Source organism: Clostridium sp. Marseille-Q2269 (assembly GCF_943736985.1).
Taxonomy (GTDB): Bacteria; Bacillota; Clostridia; order Clostridiales; family Clostridiaceae; genus Clostridium_F.
This window is the reverse complement of the sequence record NZ_CALSFS010000005.1, coordinates 1-18,847: the sequence shown is the minus strand read 5'-3', so window position 1 is coordinate 18,847 and position 18,847 is coordinate 1. Positions and strand designations below refer to the sequence as shown.

The 18,847-nt window shown below is 28.9% G+C and carries 18 protein-coding genes; all 18 read left to right on the top strand.

Annotated features, from left to right (window positions below; translation table 11 throughout):
* Positions 1–135: 135 nt before the first annotated feature.
* The 18 genes from ruvA to aspS all read left to right on the top strand — a co-directional run bounded on the left by ruvA (position 136) and on the right by aspS (position 18,663).
* A complete protein-coding gene (gene ruvA, locus NGI68_RS07650) occupies positions 136–729 on the top strand; it encodes a Holliday junction branch migration protein RuvA (protein ID WP_251860892.1) in 594 nt (197 codons plus the stop codon).
* Between the two features lie 21 nt (positions 730–750).
* The gene (gene ruvB / locus NGI68_RS07645; protein ID WP_251860891.1) at positions 751–1,779 is read left to right on the top strand and encodes a Holliday junction branch migration DNA helicase RuvB; all 1,029 of its coding nucleotides are present in this window, start codon (positions 751–753) and stop codon (positions 1,777–1,779) included.
* A 38-nt stretch (positions 1,780–1,817) separates the two neighbouring features.
* Entirely contained in the window at positions 1,818–2,843 is a 1,026-nt protein-coding gene (gene queA, locus NGI68_RS07640; protein WP_251860890.1) for a tRNA preQ1(34) S-adenosylmethionine ribosyltransferase-isomerase QueA, read from the top strand.
* Positions 2,844–2,923: 80 nt separating this feature from the next.
* Complete coding sequence (gene tgt, locus NGI68_RS07635; RefSeq protein ID WP_251860889.1) at positions 2,924–4,054, top strand: tRNA guanosine(34) transglycosylase Tgt; 1,131 nt, start codon at positions 2,924–2,926, stop codon at positions 4,052–4,054.
* Positions 4,055–4,204: 150 nt separating this feature from the next.
* Positions 4,205–4,525: a preprotein translocase subunit YajC gene (yajC, locus tag NGI68_RS07630; protein WP_251860888.1), complete on the top strand. Its 321-nt coding sequence runs from the start codon at positions 4,205–4,207 to the stop codon at positions 4,523–4,525.
* A 54-nt stretch (positions 4,526–4,579) separates the two neighbouring features.
* On the top strand, positions 4,580–4,948 hold the full coding sequence (locus tag NGI68_RS07625; protein WP_353505366.1) for a TIGR04086 family membrane protein: 369 nt from the start codon (positions 4,580–4,582) through the stop codon (positions 4,946–4,948).
* An 89-nt stretch (positions 4,949–5,037) separates the two neighbouring features.
* Positions 5,038–5,175 carry a six-cysteine ranthipeptide SCIFF gene (gene scfA, locus NGI68_RS07620; protein ID WP_003357718.1) on the top strand — a complete coding sequence of 46 codons (138 nt, stop codon included), beginning with the start codon at positions 5,038–5,040 and terminating at the stop codon, positions 5,173–5,175.
* Between the two features lie 156 nt (positions 5,176–5,331).
* A complete protein-coding gene (scfB, locus tag NGI68_RS07615; RefSeq protein ID WP_251860886.1) occupies positions 5,332–6,699 on the top strand; it encodes a thioether cross-link-forming SCIFF peptide maturase in 1,368 nt (455 codons plus the stop codon).
* Between the two features lie 93 nt (positions 6,700–6,792).
* A complete protein-coding gene (gene secD, locus NGI68_RS07610; RefSeq protein ID WP_251860885.1) occupies positions 6,793–8,061 on the top strand; it encodes a protein translocase subunit SecD in 1,269 nt (422 codons plus the stop codon).
* 1 nt (position 8,062) lies between these two features.
* Entirely contained in the window at positions 8,063–8,926 is an 864-nt protein-coding gene (gene secF / locus NGI68_RS07605; RefSeq protein ID WP_251860884.1) for a protein translocase subunit SecF, read from the top strand.
* Positions 8,927–9,145: 219 nt separating this feature from the next.
* Positions 9,146–10,024 carry a DHH family phosphoesterase gene (locus NGI68_RS07600; RefSeq protein WP_251860883.1) on the top strand — a complete coding sequence of 293 codons (879 nt, stop codon included), beginning with the start codon at positions 9,146–9,148 and terminating at the stop codon, positions 10,022–10,024.
* Positions 10,025–10,132: 108 nt separating this feature from the next.
* On the top strand, positions 10,133–10,651 hold the full coding sequence (locus tag NGI68_RS07595) for an adenine phosphoribosyltransferase (protein ID WP_251860882.1): 519 nt from the start codon (positions 10,133–10,135) through the stop codon (positions 10,649–10,651).
* A 116-nt stretch (positions 10,652–10,767) separates the two neighbouring features.
* Positions 10,768–12,939 carry a RelA/SpoT family protein gene (locus NGI68_RS07590; protein ID WP_251860881.1) on the top strand — a complete coding sequence of 724 codons (2,172 nt, stop codon included), beginning with the start codon at positions 10,768–10,770 and terminating at the stop codon, positions 12,937–12,939.
* Positions 12,940–12,998: 59 nt separating this feature from the next.
* Positions 12,999–13,448 (top strand): D-aminoacyl-tRNA deacylase, encoded by a 450-nt coding sequence (gene dtd / locus NGI68_RS07585; protein ID WP_251860880.1) that lies wholly within the window; start codon positions 12,999–13,001, stop codon positions 13,446–13,448.
* A gap of 58 nt (positions 13,449–13,506) precedes the next feature.
* Positions 13,507–14,106 (top strand): MBL fold metallo-hydrolase, encoded by a 600-nt coding sequence (locus tag NGI68_RS07580; protein WP_251860879.1) that lies wholly within the window; start codon positions 13,507–13,509, stop codon positions 14,104–14,106.
* 37 nt (positions 14,107–14,143) lie between these two features.
* Positions 14,144–15,574 (top strand): coproporphyrinogen III oxidase, encoded by a 1,431-nt coding sequence (locus tag NGI68_RS07575; protein WP_251860878.1) that lies wholly within the window; start codon positions 14,144–14,146, stop codon positions 15,572–15,574.
* 18 nt (positions 15,575–15,592) lie between these two features.
* Positions 15,593–16,840 carry a histidine--tRNA ligase gene (hisS, locus tag NGI68_RS07570; protein ID WP_251860877.1) on the top strand — a complete coding sequence of 416 codons (1,248 nt, stop codon included), beginning with the start codon at positions 15,593–15,595 and terminating at the stop codon, positions 16,838–16,840.
* Positions 16,841–16,881: 41 nt separating this feature from the next.
* A complete protein-coding gene (aspS, locus tag NGI68_RS07565; protein ID WP_251860876.1) occupies positions 16,882–18,663 on the top strand; it encodes an aspartate--tRNA ligase in 1,782 nt (593 codons plus the stop codon).
* Positions 18,664–18,847: the final 184 nt, after the last annotated feature.

The following is an 18,847-nucleotide window of genomic DNA, read 5'->3' as shown; positions in this document are numbered from 1 at the left end:
ATAAGTGAAAATTGATATTAGAAATATAGCTTGCATCTATAGCAATGTGCGAGCTATATTTTTTTAGTTGAATAAAAACTCTTAAAATGATAAAGTAATATATGTCTATGAATATGTAATTGGGAGGTTTAAGTTATGTACGAATATATAAAAGGGAAATATATTGATATGTACAAAGACTATATAGTTATAGAAAATAACAATATAGGTTATAGAGTATACACATCAGGAAGTACTATGGCAAATTTACCTTCCATAGGTGAAAATATAATGTTATATACAGAGCAGATAGTAAGACAAGATTTTATAGGTATTTATGGATTTTTGACAAAAGATGAATTAAATATGTTTAAATTACTTTTAACTATAAATGGAGTAGGAGCTAAGGCCTCTTTATCTTTATTATCTATAAGTAATGTTTCTACTTTGAAATATGCTATAAAAACTGGGGATGAAAAGACTATAGTAAGAGCTCCAGGTATTGGGAAGAAAACAGCTCAAAGGATTATATTAGAGCTTAAAGATAAAATAGATATAGATGTTTTAGAAAGTGAAGATGAAGAAATAATAAACAAGGTTACGGATAATAAAAAAGTATTAGAAGCAACAGCTGCTTTAGTAACACTTGGTTATTCTGAAAAGGAAGCCAATAAAGTTATTGAGTCATGCGATAAAAATAATTCTTTGGAACAAATTATAAAAGAATCCTTAAAATATTTAATGAAATAAATTAGAAGGGGGGATGCTTAAGTGGAGAATAGAATGGTAACTCCTTTAGATGTAGAAGAGGATAAAGAGCAATATAGTTTAAGGCCATCTACATTAAAAGAATACATAGGTCAAATAAAAGTAAAAGCTAATTTGGATATATTTATAAGAGCCGCAAAAAAAAGAGGAGAGTCTTTAGACCATGTACTTTTTTACGGACCACCTGGATTAGGTAAGACTACCCTTGCTAATATTATAGCTAATGAAATGGTTGGTAATTTAAAAGTAACTTCAGGACCAGCCATAGAAAAGGCAGGAGATTTAGCAGCTATACTAACTAGTTTGACAGATCATGATGTTTTATTTATAGATGAAATTCATAGGTTAAATAGATCTATAGAAGAAATACTATATCCAGCTATGGAAGATTATGCATTAGATATAGTTATAGGTAAAGGTGCAGCAGCAAAGTCCATAAGATTAGACCTTCCAAAATTTACTTTAATAGGAGCTACAACTAGAGTGGGATTACTTACATCACCTTTAAGAGATAGATTTGGTATGTTATGTGCTATGGAATTTTATACTGATGAAGAACTTATGGAAATAGTAATAAGGTCAGCAGCTATATTGAATGTAAGTATTAGTAGAGAAGCTGCTTTTGAAATAGGAAAGAGATCAAGAGGTACACCAAGAATTGCCAATAGACTTTTGAAAAGAGTTAGAGACTATTGTGATGTTAAATACGATGGAGATATAGACCTACAGGGAGCAAAGAATGCACTAGATTTATTAGAAGTAGATAAAGAAGGATTAGACAAAATAGATAATAAAATTTTAGAAGCTATAATTTTTAATTTTAAAGGAGGACCCGTAGGATTAGAAACGTTAGCTTATTTTATAGGTGAAGAATTAGATACAATAGAGGATGTTTATGAACCTTATCTCATACAAAAAGGATTTATAATGAGAACCCCAAGAGGAAGAGTAGCATCAGAAAAAGCATATAAACATTTTGGAGTAACAAAAAAAGATGAAAAATCAGGTCAAGTATCTATATTTAAAAAATAGTAAATTTTAATTTTACATTATATTAAGAGGTGGAAAACGTGAAAGTAAAAGATTTTGATTTTTATTTACCAGAGGAATTAATAGCACAACATCCTATGGAAAAAAGAGATGAAGCTAGATTACTTGTATTGGATAAAGAAATGGGAAAAATAGAACATAAAATATTTAAAAATATATTAGATTGTTTAAGTTCTAATGATTGTCTAGTTTTGAACAATACTAGGGTTTTACCAGCAAGACTTATAGGTTCAAAAGAAGGAACCGGTGGGAAAATGGAATTTTTACTTTTAAAAAGAGAAGAAAAAGATGTATGGGAAACTTTAGTTAAACCAGGAAAGAGAGCTCAGATCGGAACAACATTTATATTTGGTAATGGAGAACTTAAAGCAGAAGTTATAGGAATTGGACAAGAAGGAAGCAGAATAGTAAAATTTTATTATGAAGGTATTTTTGAGGAAATATTAGATAAATTAGGACAAATGCCTCTTCCGCCATATATAAAGGAAAAGCTAGATGATAAAGAAATGTATCAAACAGTTTATTCGAAAGAAGAAGGATCTGCAGCAGCGCCTACAGCAGGATTACATTTTACAGAGGATCTTTTAGAAAAAATAAAAGAAAAAGGTGTAAAGTTAGCTTTTTTAACATTACATGTAGGGTTAGGAACTTTTAGACCTGTTAAAGTAGAAAATATTCAAGAACATGTTATGCATTCAGAGTATTACAAAATGGATAAAGAAACAGCTGAAATAATAAATAATACAAGAGAAAATGGTGGAAGAGTTATAGCCGTGGGTACTACTTCTTGTAGAACACTAGAAACTATAGGGGATAAAGAAGGAAATGTAAGAGAACAATCAGGATGGACAGATATATTTATTTATCCAGGATATAAATATAAGGTAGTAGATGCTTTAATTACTAACTTTCATCTTCCACAATCTACATTGTTAATGTTAGTATCTGCATTAGCAGGAAGAGATAATATTATGAATGCATATAATACTGCAGTAGAAAAAGAATATAGATTCTTTTCTTTTGGAGATGCTATGTTTATTAAATAATTATTTATATTTTCAAGATTAAAATGAATAATTAAGAATTTTAACGGCAGTTTAATTTATGAGCAAAAAGAGGTGTAGATATGTACAAATTATTAAAGAAATCAGGAAAGGCAAGGAGAGGAGAATTTACTACTCCTCATGGCATAATACAGACTCCTGTATTTATGAATGTAGGAACTCTTGCAGCTATAAAAGGTGCAGTTTCATCTATGGATTTAAAAGAAATAGGATGTCAAGTTGAGTTATCTAATACATATCATCTTCATTTAAGACCTAGTGATGAAGTTGTAAGAAAAATGGGCGGATTACATAAATTTATGAATTGGGATAGACCAATACTTACAGATTCAGGTGGATTTCAAGTGTTTTCATTGTCCAAAATAAGAAAAATACAAGAAGAAGGAGTTTTCTTTAATTCTCACATAGATGGTAGGAAAATATTTATGGGCCCAGAAGAAAGCATGGGAATACAAAGTAACTTAGCTTCTACTATAGCTATGGCTTTTGATGAATGTGTGGAAAATCCAGCTCCAAGAGAATATGTAGAAAAATCAGTAGAAAGAACAACTAGATGGTTACATAGATGTAAAAATGAAATGGATAGATTAAATTCACTTCCAAATACTATAAATAATAAGCAAATGTTATTTGGTATAAATCAAGGTGGAACTTATGAAGATATAAGAATAGAACATGCCAAAACTATAACCAAGATGGACTTAGATGGTTATGCTATAGGGGGATTAGCTGTAGGTGAAAGCCACGAAGATATGTATAGAATAATAGATGCAGTAGTTCCACATCTTCCAGAGGATAAACCTATATATCTTATGGGGGTTGGAACGCCAAGTAATATATTAGAGGCAGTAGATAGAGGTGTAGATTTCTTTGATTGTGTTCTTCCAGCAAGAAACGGAAGGCATGCACATGTGTTTACAAAAGAAGGTAAAATAAACTTATTAAATGCAAAATTTGAATTAGATGACAGACCTATTGATGAAGGCTGCCAGTGTCCAGCTTGTAAACATTATACTAGATCATATATAAGACATTTATTTAAGGCTAAGGAAATGTTAGCTATGAGATTATGTGTATTACATAACTTATATTTTTATAATAATTTAATGAAAGAAATAAGAGATGCCATTGAGGGAGATTACTTTAAAGAGTATAAAGAAAGAAAGCTTCAGGAATGGGGAGGAAAAGCATAGAAATTAAAATAAATTTCATATTTTGAGTATAAAATGTTACAATATAACTATTAATTGTAAATTATCAATTAATAATTAAAAAAACATCCAAATTTTATTATAAAAGTAGTAAAATAAATTATAGTTTATAAAAATTTAGGAGGTATATATATGCAAAAAGGTTTAGGGTTAAATGGTATATTCTTAATAGTAATGCTGGGCTTATTCTACGTAATGATATTCGTTCCAGAAAAAAAGAGAAAGAAAAAGTACAGTGAAATGTTAAATGCTATCTCTGTTAATGACGAAATAATAACAAGAGGTGGAATAGTAGGGAAAATAGTTAATATAAAAGAAGATACTATAATTATACAAACAGGTCCAGATAGAGCTAAACTACAAATAGGCAAAAGTGGAATATTAGACATAACTAAAAAAAGAGAAGATGCAGCAGATAAAAAAGAAGAAAAGACAGAAAAAGACGACAAATAAATTATCATAAAACACTCCCTTAATACATAAATAGTAAATATGAGGGGGTGTTTTATATTGAACAAAAAAAATACTGAATTCATTGCACAAGGAATACTAAGAGCTGTTATAATTACTGTGATTATGCTTTTAATGTTTGCAGTAGTATTAACATTTAAAGATGTAGGTGAAAAAATAACTTCAATTATATATCTTTTAATTACAATCTTAAGTATAATGTATGGAACTATATATGCTGTTAGGAAAATAAATAAAAGAGGATGGGTAGTAGGATTAGTAATATCTATAATATATATGGCTATTATATATATTATATCTATAATTTCTGGAAATACGCTGACTTTTGGATCTGACAGATTTATAAGAATATTTTTAGCACTAATGTTGGGTATGTTATCAGGAATGCTTGGGGTCAATATTTAGAAGGTACTTGGTTAATGGAAACTTTATTTTATCCATAAATTATGATATAATCAAACGGAAAGTAAGTAGGTAGATTGGAGGAATACTTAATGAAACATATAAAAACTATAAACAAAGCAAATATAAAAAATAGCTTACAAAAGCCAGGATGTAAAGAATGTGCAAATTCTTGCCAATCAGCATGCAAAACTTCTTGCACAGTAGCGAACTTAGCTTGTGAAAACTAGTATAAGCTAAAAGCAGTAACTTTAAAGTTACTGCTTTATATTTACTGAAAATAAATGTATAATATAAATGTTTTGATAAATAATAAGTCCTATATTTTGAAAATATTTGTAGAAATTAAAAAGCAAAGTATATAGGTTAACAAGGAGGAAATTTAATTGGCTGATATTCATAAGTTCATTCAAAGTGGACAAAAGTACATTATAGACGTAAATTCAGGAGCAGTACATATAGTAGATGATATAGTATATGATTTATTAGATGATGAAGGGTTAAAAAGTAAAGAAGAGCTTATTAATGTATATAAAGATAAGTATACTAAAGAAGAAATAGAAGAAGTTTATGAAGAAATTAAAAGTCTTGTAAAAGAGGACATGCTATACTCTAAAGATAAATATGAAAATATAGCTTACGCTCATGAGAATAGTGAAAATTTTATAAAGGCATTGTGTCTAAATATAGCCCATGATTGTAATTTAAGATGTAAATATTGTTTTGCAGATGAGGGAGAATATAAAGGTAAAAGAGAATTAATGTCTCCTGAAATTGGTAAAAGATCTATAGATTTTGTTATAGAAAAGTCTGGACCAAGAAAAAACATAGAGGTAGATTTATTTGGTGGAGAACCTTTAATGGCTTTTTCCACTATAAAAGAAATAGTAGAATATGCTAAAAAGCAAGAAAAGAAATATAATAAAACTATAAGATTTACTATGACAACCAATGGTACTTTATTGAATAAAGAAATAATGGAGTACTTGGATAAAAACATGGGAAATATAGTGTTAAGTATAGATGGAAGAAAAAAAGTAAATGACAATGTAAGAGTTAGAGTAGATGGAAGTGGATCTTATGATGCTATATTGCCTAAGATAAAAAAGATGGTAGAGATGAGAGACAAAACAAAACAGTATTATGCTAGAGGAACATTTACAAGAGAAAATTTAGATTTCTTTGAAGATGTAATGCATATGGCTAATAATGATTTTGATGAAATATCTATAGAGCCAGTAGTGCTTCCACAGCAACATCCTTTATCATTAAGAGAAGAAGATTTACCAATAATATTTAATCAATATGATAAATTAATAGAAGAAATGATAAAAAGGCATAAGGAAGGTAAAGAATTTAAATTTTATCACTTTAACATAGATCTTCAAGGTGGACCGTGTGTTTATAAAAGAATATCTGGTTGTGGAGCAGGACATGAATACGTGGCTATAGCTCCATCAGGAGATATTTACCCTTGTCATCAATTTGTAGGAAATGAAGACTTTAAAATGGGTAACATAATGAAGGGCTTTGAAGTAAAAGAAGATATAGCAAAAGAGTTTAAGAAAGCTCATATATATAATAAACCAGAATGTAAAAAATGTTGGGCAAGATTTTACTGCAGTGGAGGATGCCAAGCAAATAATTATAACTTTAACAAAGATATGAATGTACCATATAGCCTAGGATGTACTATGCAAAAAAAGAGAATAGAATGTGCAATAGCTTTAAAATCTAATATAATGAACGATTAATAAAAGGAGTATTGTTCATAATTTATTATGAGGACCACATAATAAATTATGTTCTTGTTTATATAATAAAGTACATATAAAAGGGGGATAAGTATGAGTTACAATAGGCGTAAAAGTAACAAAGGAAAAAGCGGAATAATATTTGCATTATTAGTTATATTAATAGCTATTTTTGCGTATGCAGGAGCTTATGGTTTGAACTTAGGAAACTACAGATTCAAATCATTTGGAGAAACTATTAACAAAGGGCTAGATCTTCAAGGTGGAGTATCAATGCTGGAAGAAATTCAGGCAGATAAAATAGATGAAAAGACTATAGATAGAACTATAGAACTTATATCTATGAGAGTTAATAAAATGGGTGTTAGTGAAACTACAGTAACAAGAGAAGGTAAAAAAAGAATAAGGATAGAAATACCAGGCAAATTTAATGCTAAAGAAGTTATAGATAGTGTAGGTAAAACAGGAGAGTTAAAATTTGTAGGACCGGATAAGAGTGTTATACTTACAGGTAAAGATGTAAAAGATGCAACTGCATATATAAATCAGGAAAATAATTCACCTACTGTTGGATTAGACTTAAACGAGGCAGGAGCTAAGAAGTTTGCGGATGCTACTAAAAAATTCATAGGTCAACCTATAGCTATATATATGGATGAAGAAGAATTAACAAAGCCAGTAGTTCAAGCACATATAACTAATGGAAAGGCTGTAATAACAGGAAGTAAAAGTATAGAAGAAGCTAAAAGACAAGCTAATATAATAAAATCAGGAGCGTTACCTGTAGCTGTTAAACCTGTAGAGGTTAGAACAGTAGGGGCTACATTAGGAACCAATGCATTAGACTTAAGTGTAAAAGCTGGAATAGTGGGTGTAGGATTTGTATTTTTATTCATGCTTTTATACTATAGAGTGCCAGGATTACTAGCAGATATAGCTTTGGTTTTATATATATCATTAGTTTTAGTTACATTCGCAACAATAAAAGCCACATTGACTTTATCAGGTATAGCGGGATTCTTGTTAACAATAGGTATGGCGGTAGATGCAAATGTACTTATATTTGAAAGAATTAGAGAAGAACTTAAAACTGGAAAATCAATTAAATCTGCTTTAGATTCAGGATATCATAGAGCACTTTCTTCTATTTTAGACTCTAATATAACCACAATAATAGCAGGCATAGTTTTATATAACTTAGGGTCAGGAGCCGTTAAAGGATTTGCTTTAACCCTTATGATAGGTATAATTCTAAGTATGTTCACAGCTATAGTAGTCACTAGAGTTCTATTACATCTAGGTTATGATATAGGTATTCTTAATACCCTATCTTGTTTTAGGGTTAAAAGGGGGGAAGAATAGTATGCTAAAGATAATAGAAAAAACAAAGATTTGGTTTTCCATTTCCTTAATAATTATACTTACAGGAATGTTTTTTCTTATAAAAGACGGATTAAATTATGGAATAGATTTTAAAGGTGGTACAGTTGTACAGATAAATATAGGAAAAGATTTCAATAAAGAAGATATAGATCAAATAATTAAAAAGCATACTTCAGATTCTGTAACTAATAAAGTAAATAATACTCAAATAGAGATAAGAAGTAACTCTTTATCAGATGATGAAATTAATAAACTATTTAGTGATGTGAAATCTAAATATAATTTGAAAGATAATGATTTAGTTTCTCAACAAAGAATAGGGCCTTCTGTAGGAAAAGAGTTGAAAAGAAAAGCCTTATTAGCACTTGTAATGGCTAATATAGCTATGCTTATATACGTTGGAATAAGATTTGAATTTAAATTTGCTCTTGCGGCTATATTGGGTTTAGTACACGATATATTAGTAACTATATCAATATATTCTATATTTGGAGTACCCGTAAGTTCAAGTTTTATAGCAGCAGTACTTACAATAGTGGGTTATTCTATAAATGATACAATTGTAATATTTGATAGAATAAGAGAGAATCAAAAGAAAATGAGAAGAAAAGATATCGGAGAAATAGCTAATATATCTATAACTCAAACTATGTCAAGATCTATAAATACAGTTTTGACTACACTATTTACAATAGTTGCAGTTTATGTATTCGTTCCATCTATTAGAGATTTTGCGTTCCCTCTAACAGTTGGTATAATAACAGGATGTTATTCTTCTATATTTATATCTAGTCCTCTTTGGGTTTTATTTAAACATTCAAAGTTAGGATCTAAATCAGCATAATAAATATATTTGAATTAAAAATCCAAGCTATAGGCTTGGATTTTTAATTTTTAATGTATAAACTTAAGATATATTGTAAATGAGAGCAAAATCAATGTTATTATATTAATATATACTCATATTTAAATAATAATATTGAATAAACTGCTAAAATGTTTGTCAAAAATGATAATATAAATTATAATATATATGTTTTCTATAAAATTGGAGGATATATAGATGGAGAAAATAGTTGATAATGTACAGTGGTATAAAAAACCCAAAATTAATAATCCCTTTTTAATAAGTAAAATGGATAGGGCTTTAAAAAGAATAGTAAAGGCCGTTAATCATAGAGAAAAAATAGTGCTATATGGATATTACGATTTTGATGGTATAGCAGCAGTATCAATGTTGCTGTTAGTTTTAAAATTTTTAAATGCGGACGTGGAATATTTTATACCAGATTGTTTAGATGAAAAACATAATATAAATTCTACATATATAGAAAATCATATAAAATTTTTGGGGGCAGATTTGATTATAACAGTAGGATGTGGTATAAACTCTATTTCTCAAGTAGAATTATGTAAAAAACTTGGTATGGATATAATTATTACGGATTGGCATTCCTGTGCAAAAGAAAAACCTAAATCAATAGTGATATGTCCAAATGAAAATTCATGTTCATATCCGTTTAAATATTTATCAGCTTCAGGTATAGCCTATAAATTGGTTGAGGCGCTTTCTATATATTATAAAATGAAATTTACATATAAATACTTAGATTTAGTAATGCTTGGAACCATATCTAATACCAACTCTATAAAAGGAGAAAATTTATATATAGTTAAAGAAGGACTAGAAGCTTTAAAAAATACTAATAATTATGGATTAAAAGCTCTTTTACATATTGAAAAAATTTCAAAAGATGAAATTAATTTATATGACCTTAAAAAAATAACGAAAAAAATATCTAAAATTACACAACCTACTAATAAAATTAACAATGCAAGAATATTAGTAGAGTTATTTACTACATCTAATGAGGATAGGTCTAATCAAATAGCAAAATATTTAAAAAATGAAATACATTTTAGTATACATAATAAGGAATAAAAGCTCATATAATTACTTTAATAGGGAGTGTAGTTTAATATATAATAATCTGTGTTCAAAATTGAAAAATAAAAATAAATTTTTCGCATGAATTTAGGGGGAAGAGAAGTGAATTTAAAAGAACATATAAGGGTAATAGAAGATTTCCCGAAAGAGGGTATAAGTTTTAAAGATGTAACTACAATACTTCAAGATGGAGAAGTATTAAATTACACCGTTGATAAACTAGCAGAACATTTAAAAGATAAAAAAGTGGATAAAATAGTAGGACCAGAAGCCAGAGGATTTTTATTTGGAACCCCTTTAGCCTATAAATTAGGCGTTGGTTTTGTGCCAGTAAGAAAAAAAGGAAAGCTACCTTATGAAACTATTAGCTGTAAATATGACTTGGAATATGGTCAAGATGAACTTCAAATACATAAAGATTCCATAAAAAAAGGGGAAAAAGTTGCTATAGTAGATGATCTTCTTGCCACAGGGGGAACTATTGCATCAGTAGTAAATTTAATAGAAGAATTAGGTGGAGAAGTTGTCAATGTAAGCTTTGTAATAGAACTTACTGATCTAAATGGAAAAGATAAATTACAGGGTTATGATGTTAGCTCTTTAGTAAAATATAATGTATAATATAACACATTACCTTCTTAAAAGTTTGAAACTTTAAAAAAAATATAATATAATAGAAATAAAAAATATTGGCTGGTTTTGTAAACCAGCCTTTGATTTTGAGGAGTAATTAGGGTATGCTAGAAGATTTAGTGGTAAAAATAAAAGATAGTTTCAGTGAAAAAGAAATAGAGTTTATTAAAAAAGCATATAATTTTGCTTGCAATGCCCACAAAAAACAAAAAAGAATATCTGGTGAACCTTATATAGTCCATCCAGAAGAGGTAGCTATAATATTATTTCAAATGGGTATGGATGTTAACACCATGATAGCAGGGCTTATGCATGATGTTGTTGAAGATACTCAATATACATATGAGGATGTTTCTAGAGAATTTGGAAGTGAAGTAGCTGATCTAGTGGATGGGGTTACTAAATTAGGGAAAATTGAATATAAAACCAAAGAAGAACAGCAAGCTGATAATGTAAGAAAAATGTTATTGGCAATGACAAAGGATATAAGAGTTATACTTATTAAATTAGCGGATAGACTACATAATATGAGAACCTTAAGATTTATGTCTGTAGAAAAGCAAAAGGAGAAATCTCAAGAAACTTTAGATATATATGCACCATTAGCTCATAGGCTAGGAATATCTAAAATCAAGTGGGAACTAGAAGATTTATCTTTTAGATATTTAAATCCCAATGAGTATTATTTTCTAGTACGAAAAATTGCAGAAAAAAGAGTTGAAAGAGAAGAGCATATAAAAGAGATAGTTTCAGAATTAGAACAAAGCTTAGAAAGGGCAGGTATCAAATCAGAAATAGATGGAAGACCAAAGCATTTTTACAGTATATATAAAAAAATGCAAAACAAAAACAAAAATTTAGATCAAATATTTGATTTGACAGCAGTTAGAATATTAGTAGATACAGTTAAGGATTGCTATGCTGCTTTAGGCATAGCCCATACAGTATATAAGCCTATACCAGGTAGGTTTAAAGATTATATAGCGATGCCTAAGCCTAATATGTATCAATCATTACACTCTACTGTAATGGGAGTAGGGGGCAGACCTTTTGAAATTCAGATAAGAACTTATGAAATGCATAAAACTGCAGAATATGGTATAGCAGCTCATTGGAAATATAAAGAAGGCGCAAATTCTCACAATAATATAGAATTAAAGTTAACATGGCTTAGAGAAATGTTAGACTGGCAAAAAGAAACTACAGACCCAGAAGAATTTATGCAAGGATTTAAAATAGACTTGTTTTCTGACGAGGTATTTGTATTTACTCCAAAGGGTAAAGTTATAAGTCTACCTAATAAAGCTACCCCAGTGGATTTTGCTTATAAGATACATACAGATATAGGCCATAGATGTATAGGTGCTAAGGTTAATGGAAAAATGGTTCCTTTAGATTATGAGCTTAAAACTGGAGAAATAATAGATATTTTAACTTCTACCACACCAAAAGGACCTAATTTAGATTGGTTAAGTATGGTAAAGAGTAATCAAGCTAAAAGTAAAATAAGAGCGTGGTTTAAAAAGGAAGATAAAGAAGAAAATATAAATAAGGGTAAAGATATATTAGAAAAAGAAACTAAAAAACAAGGGTATAACTTTGGAGAACTTGCAAAGGGCGAGATTTTAGAAACTGTACTAAAAAGATACAACATGAGCAACATAGAAGATATGTTTGCTGCTGTTGGTATAGGTAGCTTATCGGCTTCAGCAGTTGTATTAAGATTTAGAGAGCAGTATTTAAAAAAGAATAAGCCAGAGCTTAATTGGAATGAAGTTAGAGACCAAATAGATAAAACAAACAAAATTAAAAAGAAAAAGAGTACTTCACCAGGAATAATAGTAAAAGGTGAGGATAATTTATTGGTTAGATTTGCTAAATGTTGCAATCCTGTACCAGGAGACAATATAATAGGATATATAACAAAAGGTAGAGGTGTATCAATACATAGAACTGACTGCAAAAATATGGAACAATTAGTAGAAGAAGATCCTACCAAGATAGTAGAAGTTAGTTGGGGAAAACCAAAAGGTGGAGAGTATATTTCAGAGCTAGAAGTTATAGCGGAAAATACAGATGGATTATTAGCAGATATTATGCTGACTATAAATGGCAGTAAAACAAATCTTTATGCTGTAAATGCAAAGCCTATTAAAAATGATTCAGTAGTGGTAAATATAAAATTAAAAATAAGTAATATAGAAGACTTAAAGACAGTAATGAAAAACATAAGAAAATTAAAAGGCGTATTAGAAGTATATAGGACAAAAAAATAAATAATCATTTACACAATATTAAATTAAGTATAAAAATAAAAAACAAAGGTGGGATATGTTTGAGAGCAGTGGTTCAAAGAGTTATATCTTCAAAAGTAGAAGTAGATAAAAAAGTTATAGGCAGTATAGGTAAAGGCTTAAATGTTCTTTTAGGAATATCAAAAGACGATACAGAAGAAGATATAAAATATTTAAAAGAAAAAATAATAAATTTAAGAATATTTGAAGATGAAAATGAAAAATTAAATAAATCTTTGTTAGATGTAGGTGGAGATATAATAATTGTCTCTCAATTCACTTTATATGGGGATTGTAGAAAAGGAAGAAGACCAAGTTTTGTGGAAGCTTTAGGGGGAGAAGAAGCGTACACATTGTATAATAGATTTGTAGAATCAATAAAAAAAGAAATAAAAAATGTAGCAACTGGAGAATTTGGAGCAGATATGAAGGTTTCTATAGAAAATGATGGGCCAGTTACCATACTTTTGGATAGTAAAAAGACATTTTAAAGATTTAGTTATATACTAAAAAGAGTGGAAAATTTTAAATTTTAAAGAGGTGTATTTAATGGATATAAAAACAATACCTGTAGGTATATATAATGCTAATTGTTATTTATTAATAGACCAAAATAAGTGTGCTATCATAGATCCTGGTGGAGATGCAGAAGATATAATACAAACAATACAAGATAATAATTTAATGCCGCAATTCATATTATTAACTCATGGTCATGTAGATCATGTAGGAGCTGTAGAAGCGCTAAAAGATAAGTACAATATACCTTTTTATATAAATGAAAAGGATGAAGATCTAATTAAAAAGGCAGGCTATATATTTGGGGGTTTTGGTAAATACCAAAAGGTAGATGGATATTTAACTGAAGGCAAAACATTCCAATTAGGTAGTTTAGAAATAAAATGCATAGAAACTCCAGGGCACAGTCCAGGGGGAATGAGTTTCTTGGTGAATAATGTTATATTTACAGGAGACACATTGTTTAGAGATTCAATTGGAAGAAGTGATTTTGTTGGAGGAAGTCATAACACTCTAATAAATAGCATTCAAAATAAGTTAATTGTATTAGATCCAAATGTATATGTATTACCAGGTCATGGTCCTCAATCCACTATAGGCTATGAAAAAGAGAATAATCCATTTTTTTAGATAGATATATCTCTTTAAAAGTATTGGAGTGCATAATATGAAGTTGAAAGTAAGTTTAAACCATATGAAATACAGATATGATGTATATCAGATACTAAATATATATTATAATTTTTACGATATTATTTTTGATTATGAAGATTATGATATAGAGATACAAATAACTGATGAAGGAATGTATATAAAAAAAGAACAAAATGAAGTGAAATATGACAAAGATGATAATTTAGCTAAAAAAGAATGGGTAAAGAAATTTCTTTTTTTATATCTGAAATCAATAACTAATAAAAATATGCCTTGGGGGACTTTAGTAGGAATAAGACCAAGCAAGATAGCCTTAGAACTAATGAATCAAGGAATGACAGAGGAAGAAATAATAGATTGGTTTACTAAGCATAGAAATACTAGAACAGATAAGACTAAATTATGTATAGATGTTGCTAATATGGAGAAATCTATTGTAAATAAAGATCAAAATACTATAAGTGTATATATAGATATGCCATTTTGCCCAACTAGATGTTTATACTGTTCTTTCACATCAAATCCAATAGGAAAGTGTAAAAATTTGGTAGAGCCTTATTTAAAGGCTCTTTATTATGAAATAGATATGATTGCAAGTTATATAGAAAGTAAGAGACTAAAAATACAATGCGTATATTTTGGAGGGGGAACACCAACTTCTATTAGTAATGAGCAGTTTGAAAAAACATTAAATAAGATATATCATAATTTTATACATAATAAGCAAGTGAAAGAATTCACAGTAGAATGCGGAAGACCAGATAGTATAACAGAAGAAAAATTATTGTCAATGAAAAAATACAATGTAGATAGAATAAGTATAAATCCTCAAACTATGAATAATAGTACTTTAAAGAATATAGGAAGAACTCACTCAGTAGAAGATATAGAAAAGATTTATTCATTAGCGAAAAAAATAGGATTTAAAAATATAAATATGGATCTAATAGTAGGCCTTCCAGGTGAAGGTATAAGAGAAGTAAAAAATACATGCGAGAGAATTAAAAAATTAAGGCCTGATAACCTAACAGTTCATGGTATGTCAATAAAAAGAGGATCTATACTTCATGAAAAATTAGTTAATAAAATGGAATTTAACATTCCTAAACAAGAAGAGTTAAATAAAATGTATGAAGAAACAGAAAATTTAGCCAAAGAATTAAATATGAAGCCTTACTATATGTATAGGCAAAAAAATATGTTAGGTAATATGGAAAATGTGGGATACTCAAAGGAAGATAAAATGGGTATATACAACATACAAATGATAGAGGAAAGACAAACTATAATAGCCTTAGGAGCAGATGCTGTATCTAAAATAATATTCATGAATGAAAATAGAATAGAGAGAGCGGCTAATGTTAAAGATGTAATAGAATACACAAAAAGAGTAGAAGAAATGGTAGATAGAAAGAAAAAAATATTAGATACTTTATATTTATAATGTTTAGGAGGAATATAGATGTCATTGCAAGCACCAAAAGGTACAAAAGATTTATTGCCTACAGAATCTTATAAATGGAAATATTTAGAAAATAAATTTAGAAATATAGCAGCAGATTTTGGATGTAGAGAGATAAGAACTCCAGTATTTGAATATACAGAACTATTTCAAAGAGGGGTAGGAGAAACTACAGATGTAGTTCAAAAGGAAATGTACACTTTTGAAGACAAAGCTGGTAGAAGTATAACTTTAAAACCAGAAGGAACATCACCAGCAGTAAGAGCTTTTGTAGAAGGAAGATTGTTTAATGAAGCTCAACCTACAAAAATGTATTATTTTACTCCTGTTATGAGATATGAAAATGTCCAAAAGGGAAGACTTAGACAACATCATCAGTTTGGAATAGAGATTTTTGGAGCAAAAGATGCATCTATAGATGCAGAAGTTATAAGTATCCCTATTAGAATATATAAAGAATTAGGAGTAACAGGTGTAGAATTAAATATAAACAGCATAGGTTGTCCAAAATGTAGAAAAAATTATAATGAAGCATTAAAAAAATACTTATCTAAAAATTATGATAAACTATGTTCAACTTGTAAAACTAGATTTGATAAAAATCCTCTTAGGATATTAGATTGTAAAGTTGATACTTGTAAAGAAATAGTAAAAGATGCGCCGCTTATATTGGATTATATATGTGATGAATGTAATGAGCATTTTCAATCACTAAAAAGTTATTTAGATGCACTAGATATAAAGTATAAAGTTGATCCATTTATAGTTAGAGGATTAGATTATTATAGTAAAACTGTATTTGAGTTTATTACAGATGATATAACTATATGTGCTGGAGGAAGATATGATTATCTTATAGAAGAAATAGGAGGCCCTTCTATGCCGGCAGTAGGATTTGGTATGGGCATGGAAAGATTACTTTTAACTCTACAAGAAAAAAGTATAGAAATTCCTGAACAGGCATATATAGATTTATATTTAGGTAATATGGGAGATAAAGCAAAATTAGAAGTTCTAAAATTAGCTAAAAAATTAAGAGACAAAAATATAAAATGTGAAATAGATCACATGAGTAAAAGTGTTAAAGCTCAAATGAAGTATGCAAATAGAATAGGTGCAAAATATTCTATGGTACTAGGAGAAGAAGAATTAAATACTGGAAAAGCTACTATTAAGAGAATGGAAGATGGAGAAAAAATAGAAGTTGATATAAAAGATATAGATACATTAATTAAAGTATTTAAATAGATAAAAATTAAAACAATAAATCTATATTTGGAGGAATAAAAATGGGAGAAGCATTAAAAGGACTTAAGAGAACAATAATGTGTGGTGAGCCTAGAGAAAATAATGTAGGTGAAAAAGCCACTGTTATGGGATGGGTTCAAAGAAAGAGAAATCTAGGAGGGCTAATATTTGTAGATTTAAGAGATAGAACCGGAATTATGCAAATAGTTTTTGGTGAGGAAATAAATAAAGAAGCCTTCGAAAAATCAGATAACGTAAAATCAGAATATTGTATAGCAGTAACTGGTGAAATAGTTAAAAGACAATCAGTAAATAATGATATGGAAACGGGTTCTGTAGAATTAAAAGGGGAAGAGATAAAAATATTATCTGAATCAGAAACACCTCCTATATACATAAAGGAAGATTTAGATGCATCTGAAAATATAAGATTAAAATATAGATATCTTGACCTAAGAAGACCAGATATGCAAAAAATATTTATGATAAGACATAAAACATGTAAAGCTGTTAGAGATTTCTTAGATGAAAATGGATTCTTAGAAATGGAAACACCAATGCTTACAAAAAGTACACCAGAAGGAGCACGTGATTATCTAGTTCCGAGTAGAAACTATAAAGGTATGTTCTATGCATTACCACAATCACCACAGATATTTAAGCAGCTTTTAATGGTATCAGGATATGATAAATATTTTCAAATTACAAAATGTTTTAGAGATGAAGATTTAAGGGCTAATAGACAGCCAGAATTTACCCAAATAGATATGGAACTATCATTTGTAGAACAAGATGATGTAATACAATTAAACGAAAAATTATTAGCTAAAGTGTTTAAGGAAGTTGGAGGAATAGATGTTAAACTTCCAATAGAAAGAATGCCATATAAAACAGCCATGGAAAAATACGGTTCAGATAAGCCAGATCTAAGATTTGGAATGGAAATCAATGATTTAACAGATTCTGTTAAAAATTCAGATTTTAAAGTGTTTAAAGGAGCCATAGAAGCCGGCGGTTCTGTAAGAGCAATAAAAGCAGAAAATTGTGCTACTATGGGAAGAAAACAAATAGATAAATTGCAAGATTTTGTCAAAACTTATAAAGCAAAAGGATTAGCTTGGATAGCTTATAAGGAAGATGAAATAAAATCTCCAATAGCTAAATTTTTAAAAGAAGAAGAAATGAAAGCTATATTAGAAAAAATGGATGCAAAAGTAGGAGATTTAATATTAATAGTAGCAGATAAAAATAATGTAGTATTTGAAAGCTTAGGTGCTTTGAGATTACATTTAGCAAAAGAACTTGATATTATAAATAAGGATCAGTTTAGATTTGTATGGATAACTGAATTCCCACTATTAGCTTATAATGAAGAAGAGGGACGATATCAAGCAGAGCATCATCCATTTACAGCTATAATGGATGAAGATATAGACTTATTAGATAAAGACCCAGGAAAAGTAAGAGCAAAGGCTTATGACATAGTATTAAATGGAGAAGAACTGGGTGGAGGAAGTATAAGAATACATGACAGTAAACTTCAAGAGAAAATGTTCAATGTATTAGGATTTACAAGGGAAAAAGCTTGGGAAAGATTTGGATTCTTACTTGAAGCCTTTAAATTTGGACCACCACCACATGGTGGATTAGCTTATGGACTTGATAGAATGGTAATGTTTTTAGCAGGAACAGAAAATATTAAAGATGTAATAACATTCCCTAAGAATCAAAATGCGTTCTGTCCATTAACAGAGGCACCAAATGTAGTTGATGAAAATCAATTAGAAGAATTAGGTATAAGAAAAATAGAAGAAGATAAATAAAAATAACAATATTTTTATTTCCCAATAAAATTCCGACGTAACAGACTTTAAAGGATTAAAATTAAAACAAGGAATACTTTTAGTCAATAGATAGCTATAAAAATAAAGAATACTAATATTTGTATCCTGGGATTTAAGCTAACGACCTAATGCCACGTCCTGTGGCAACTAAGCCTAAGTAAAC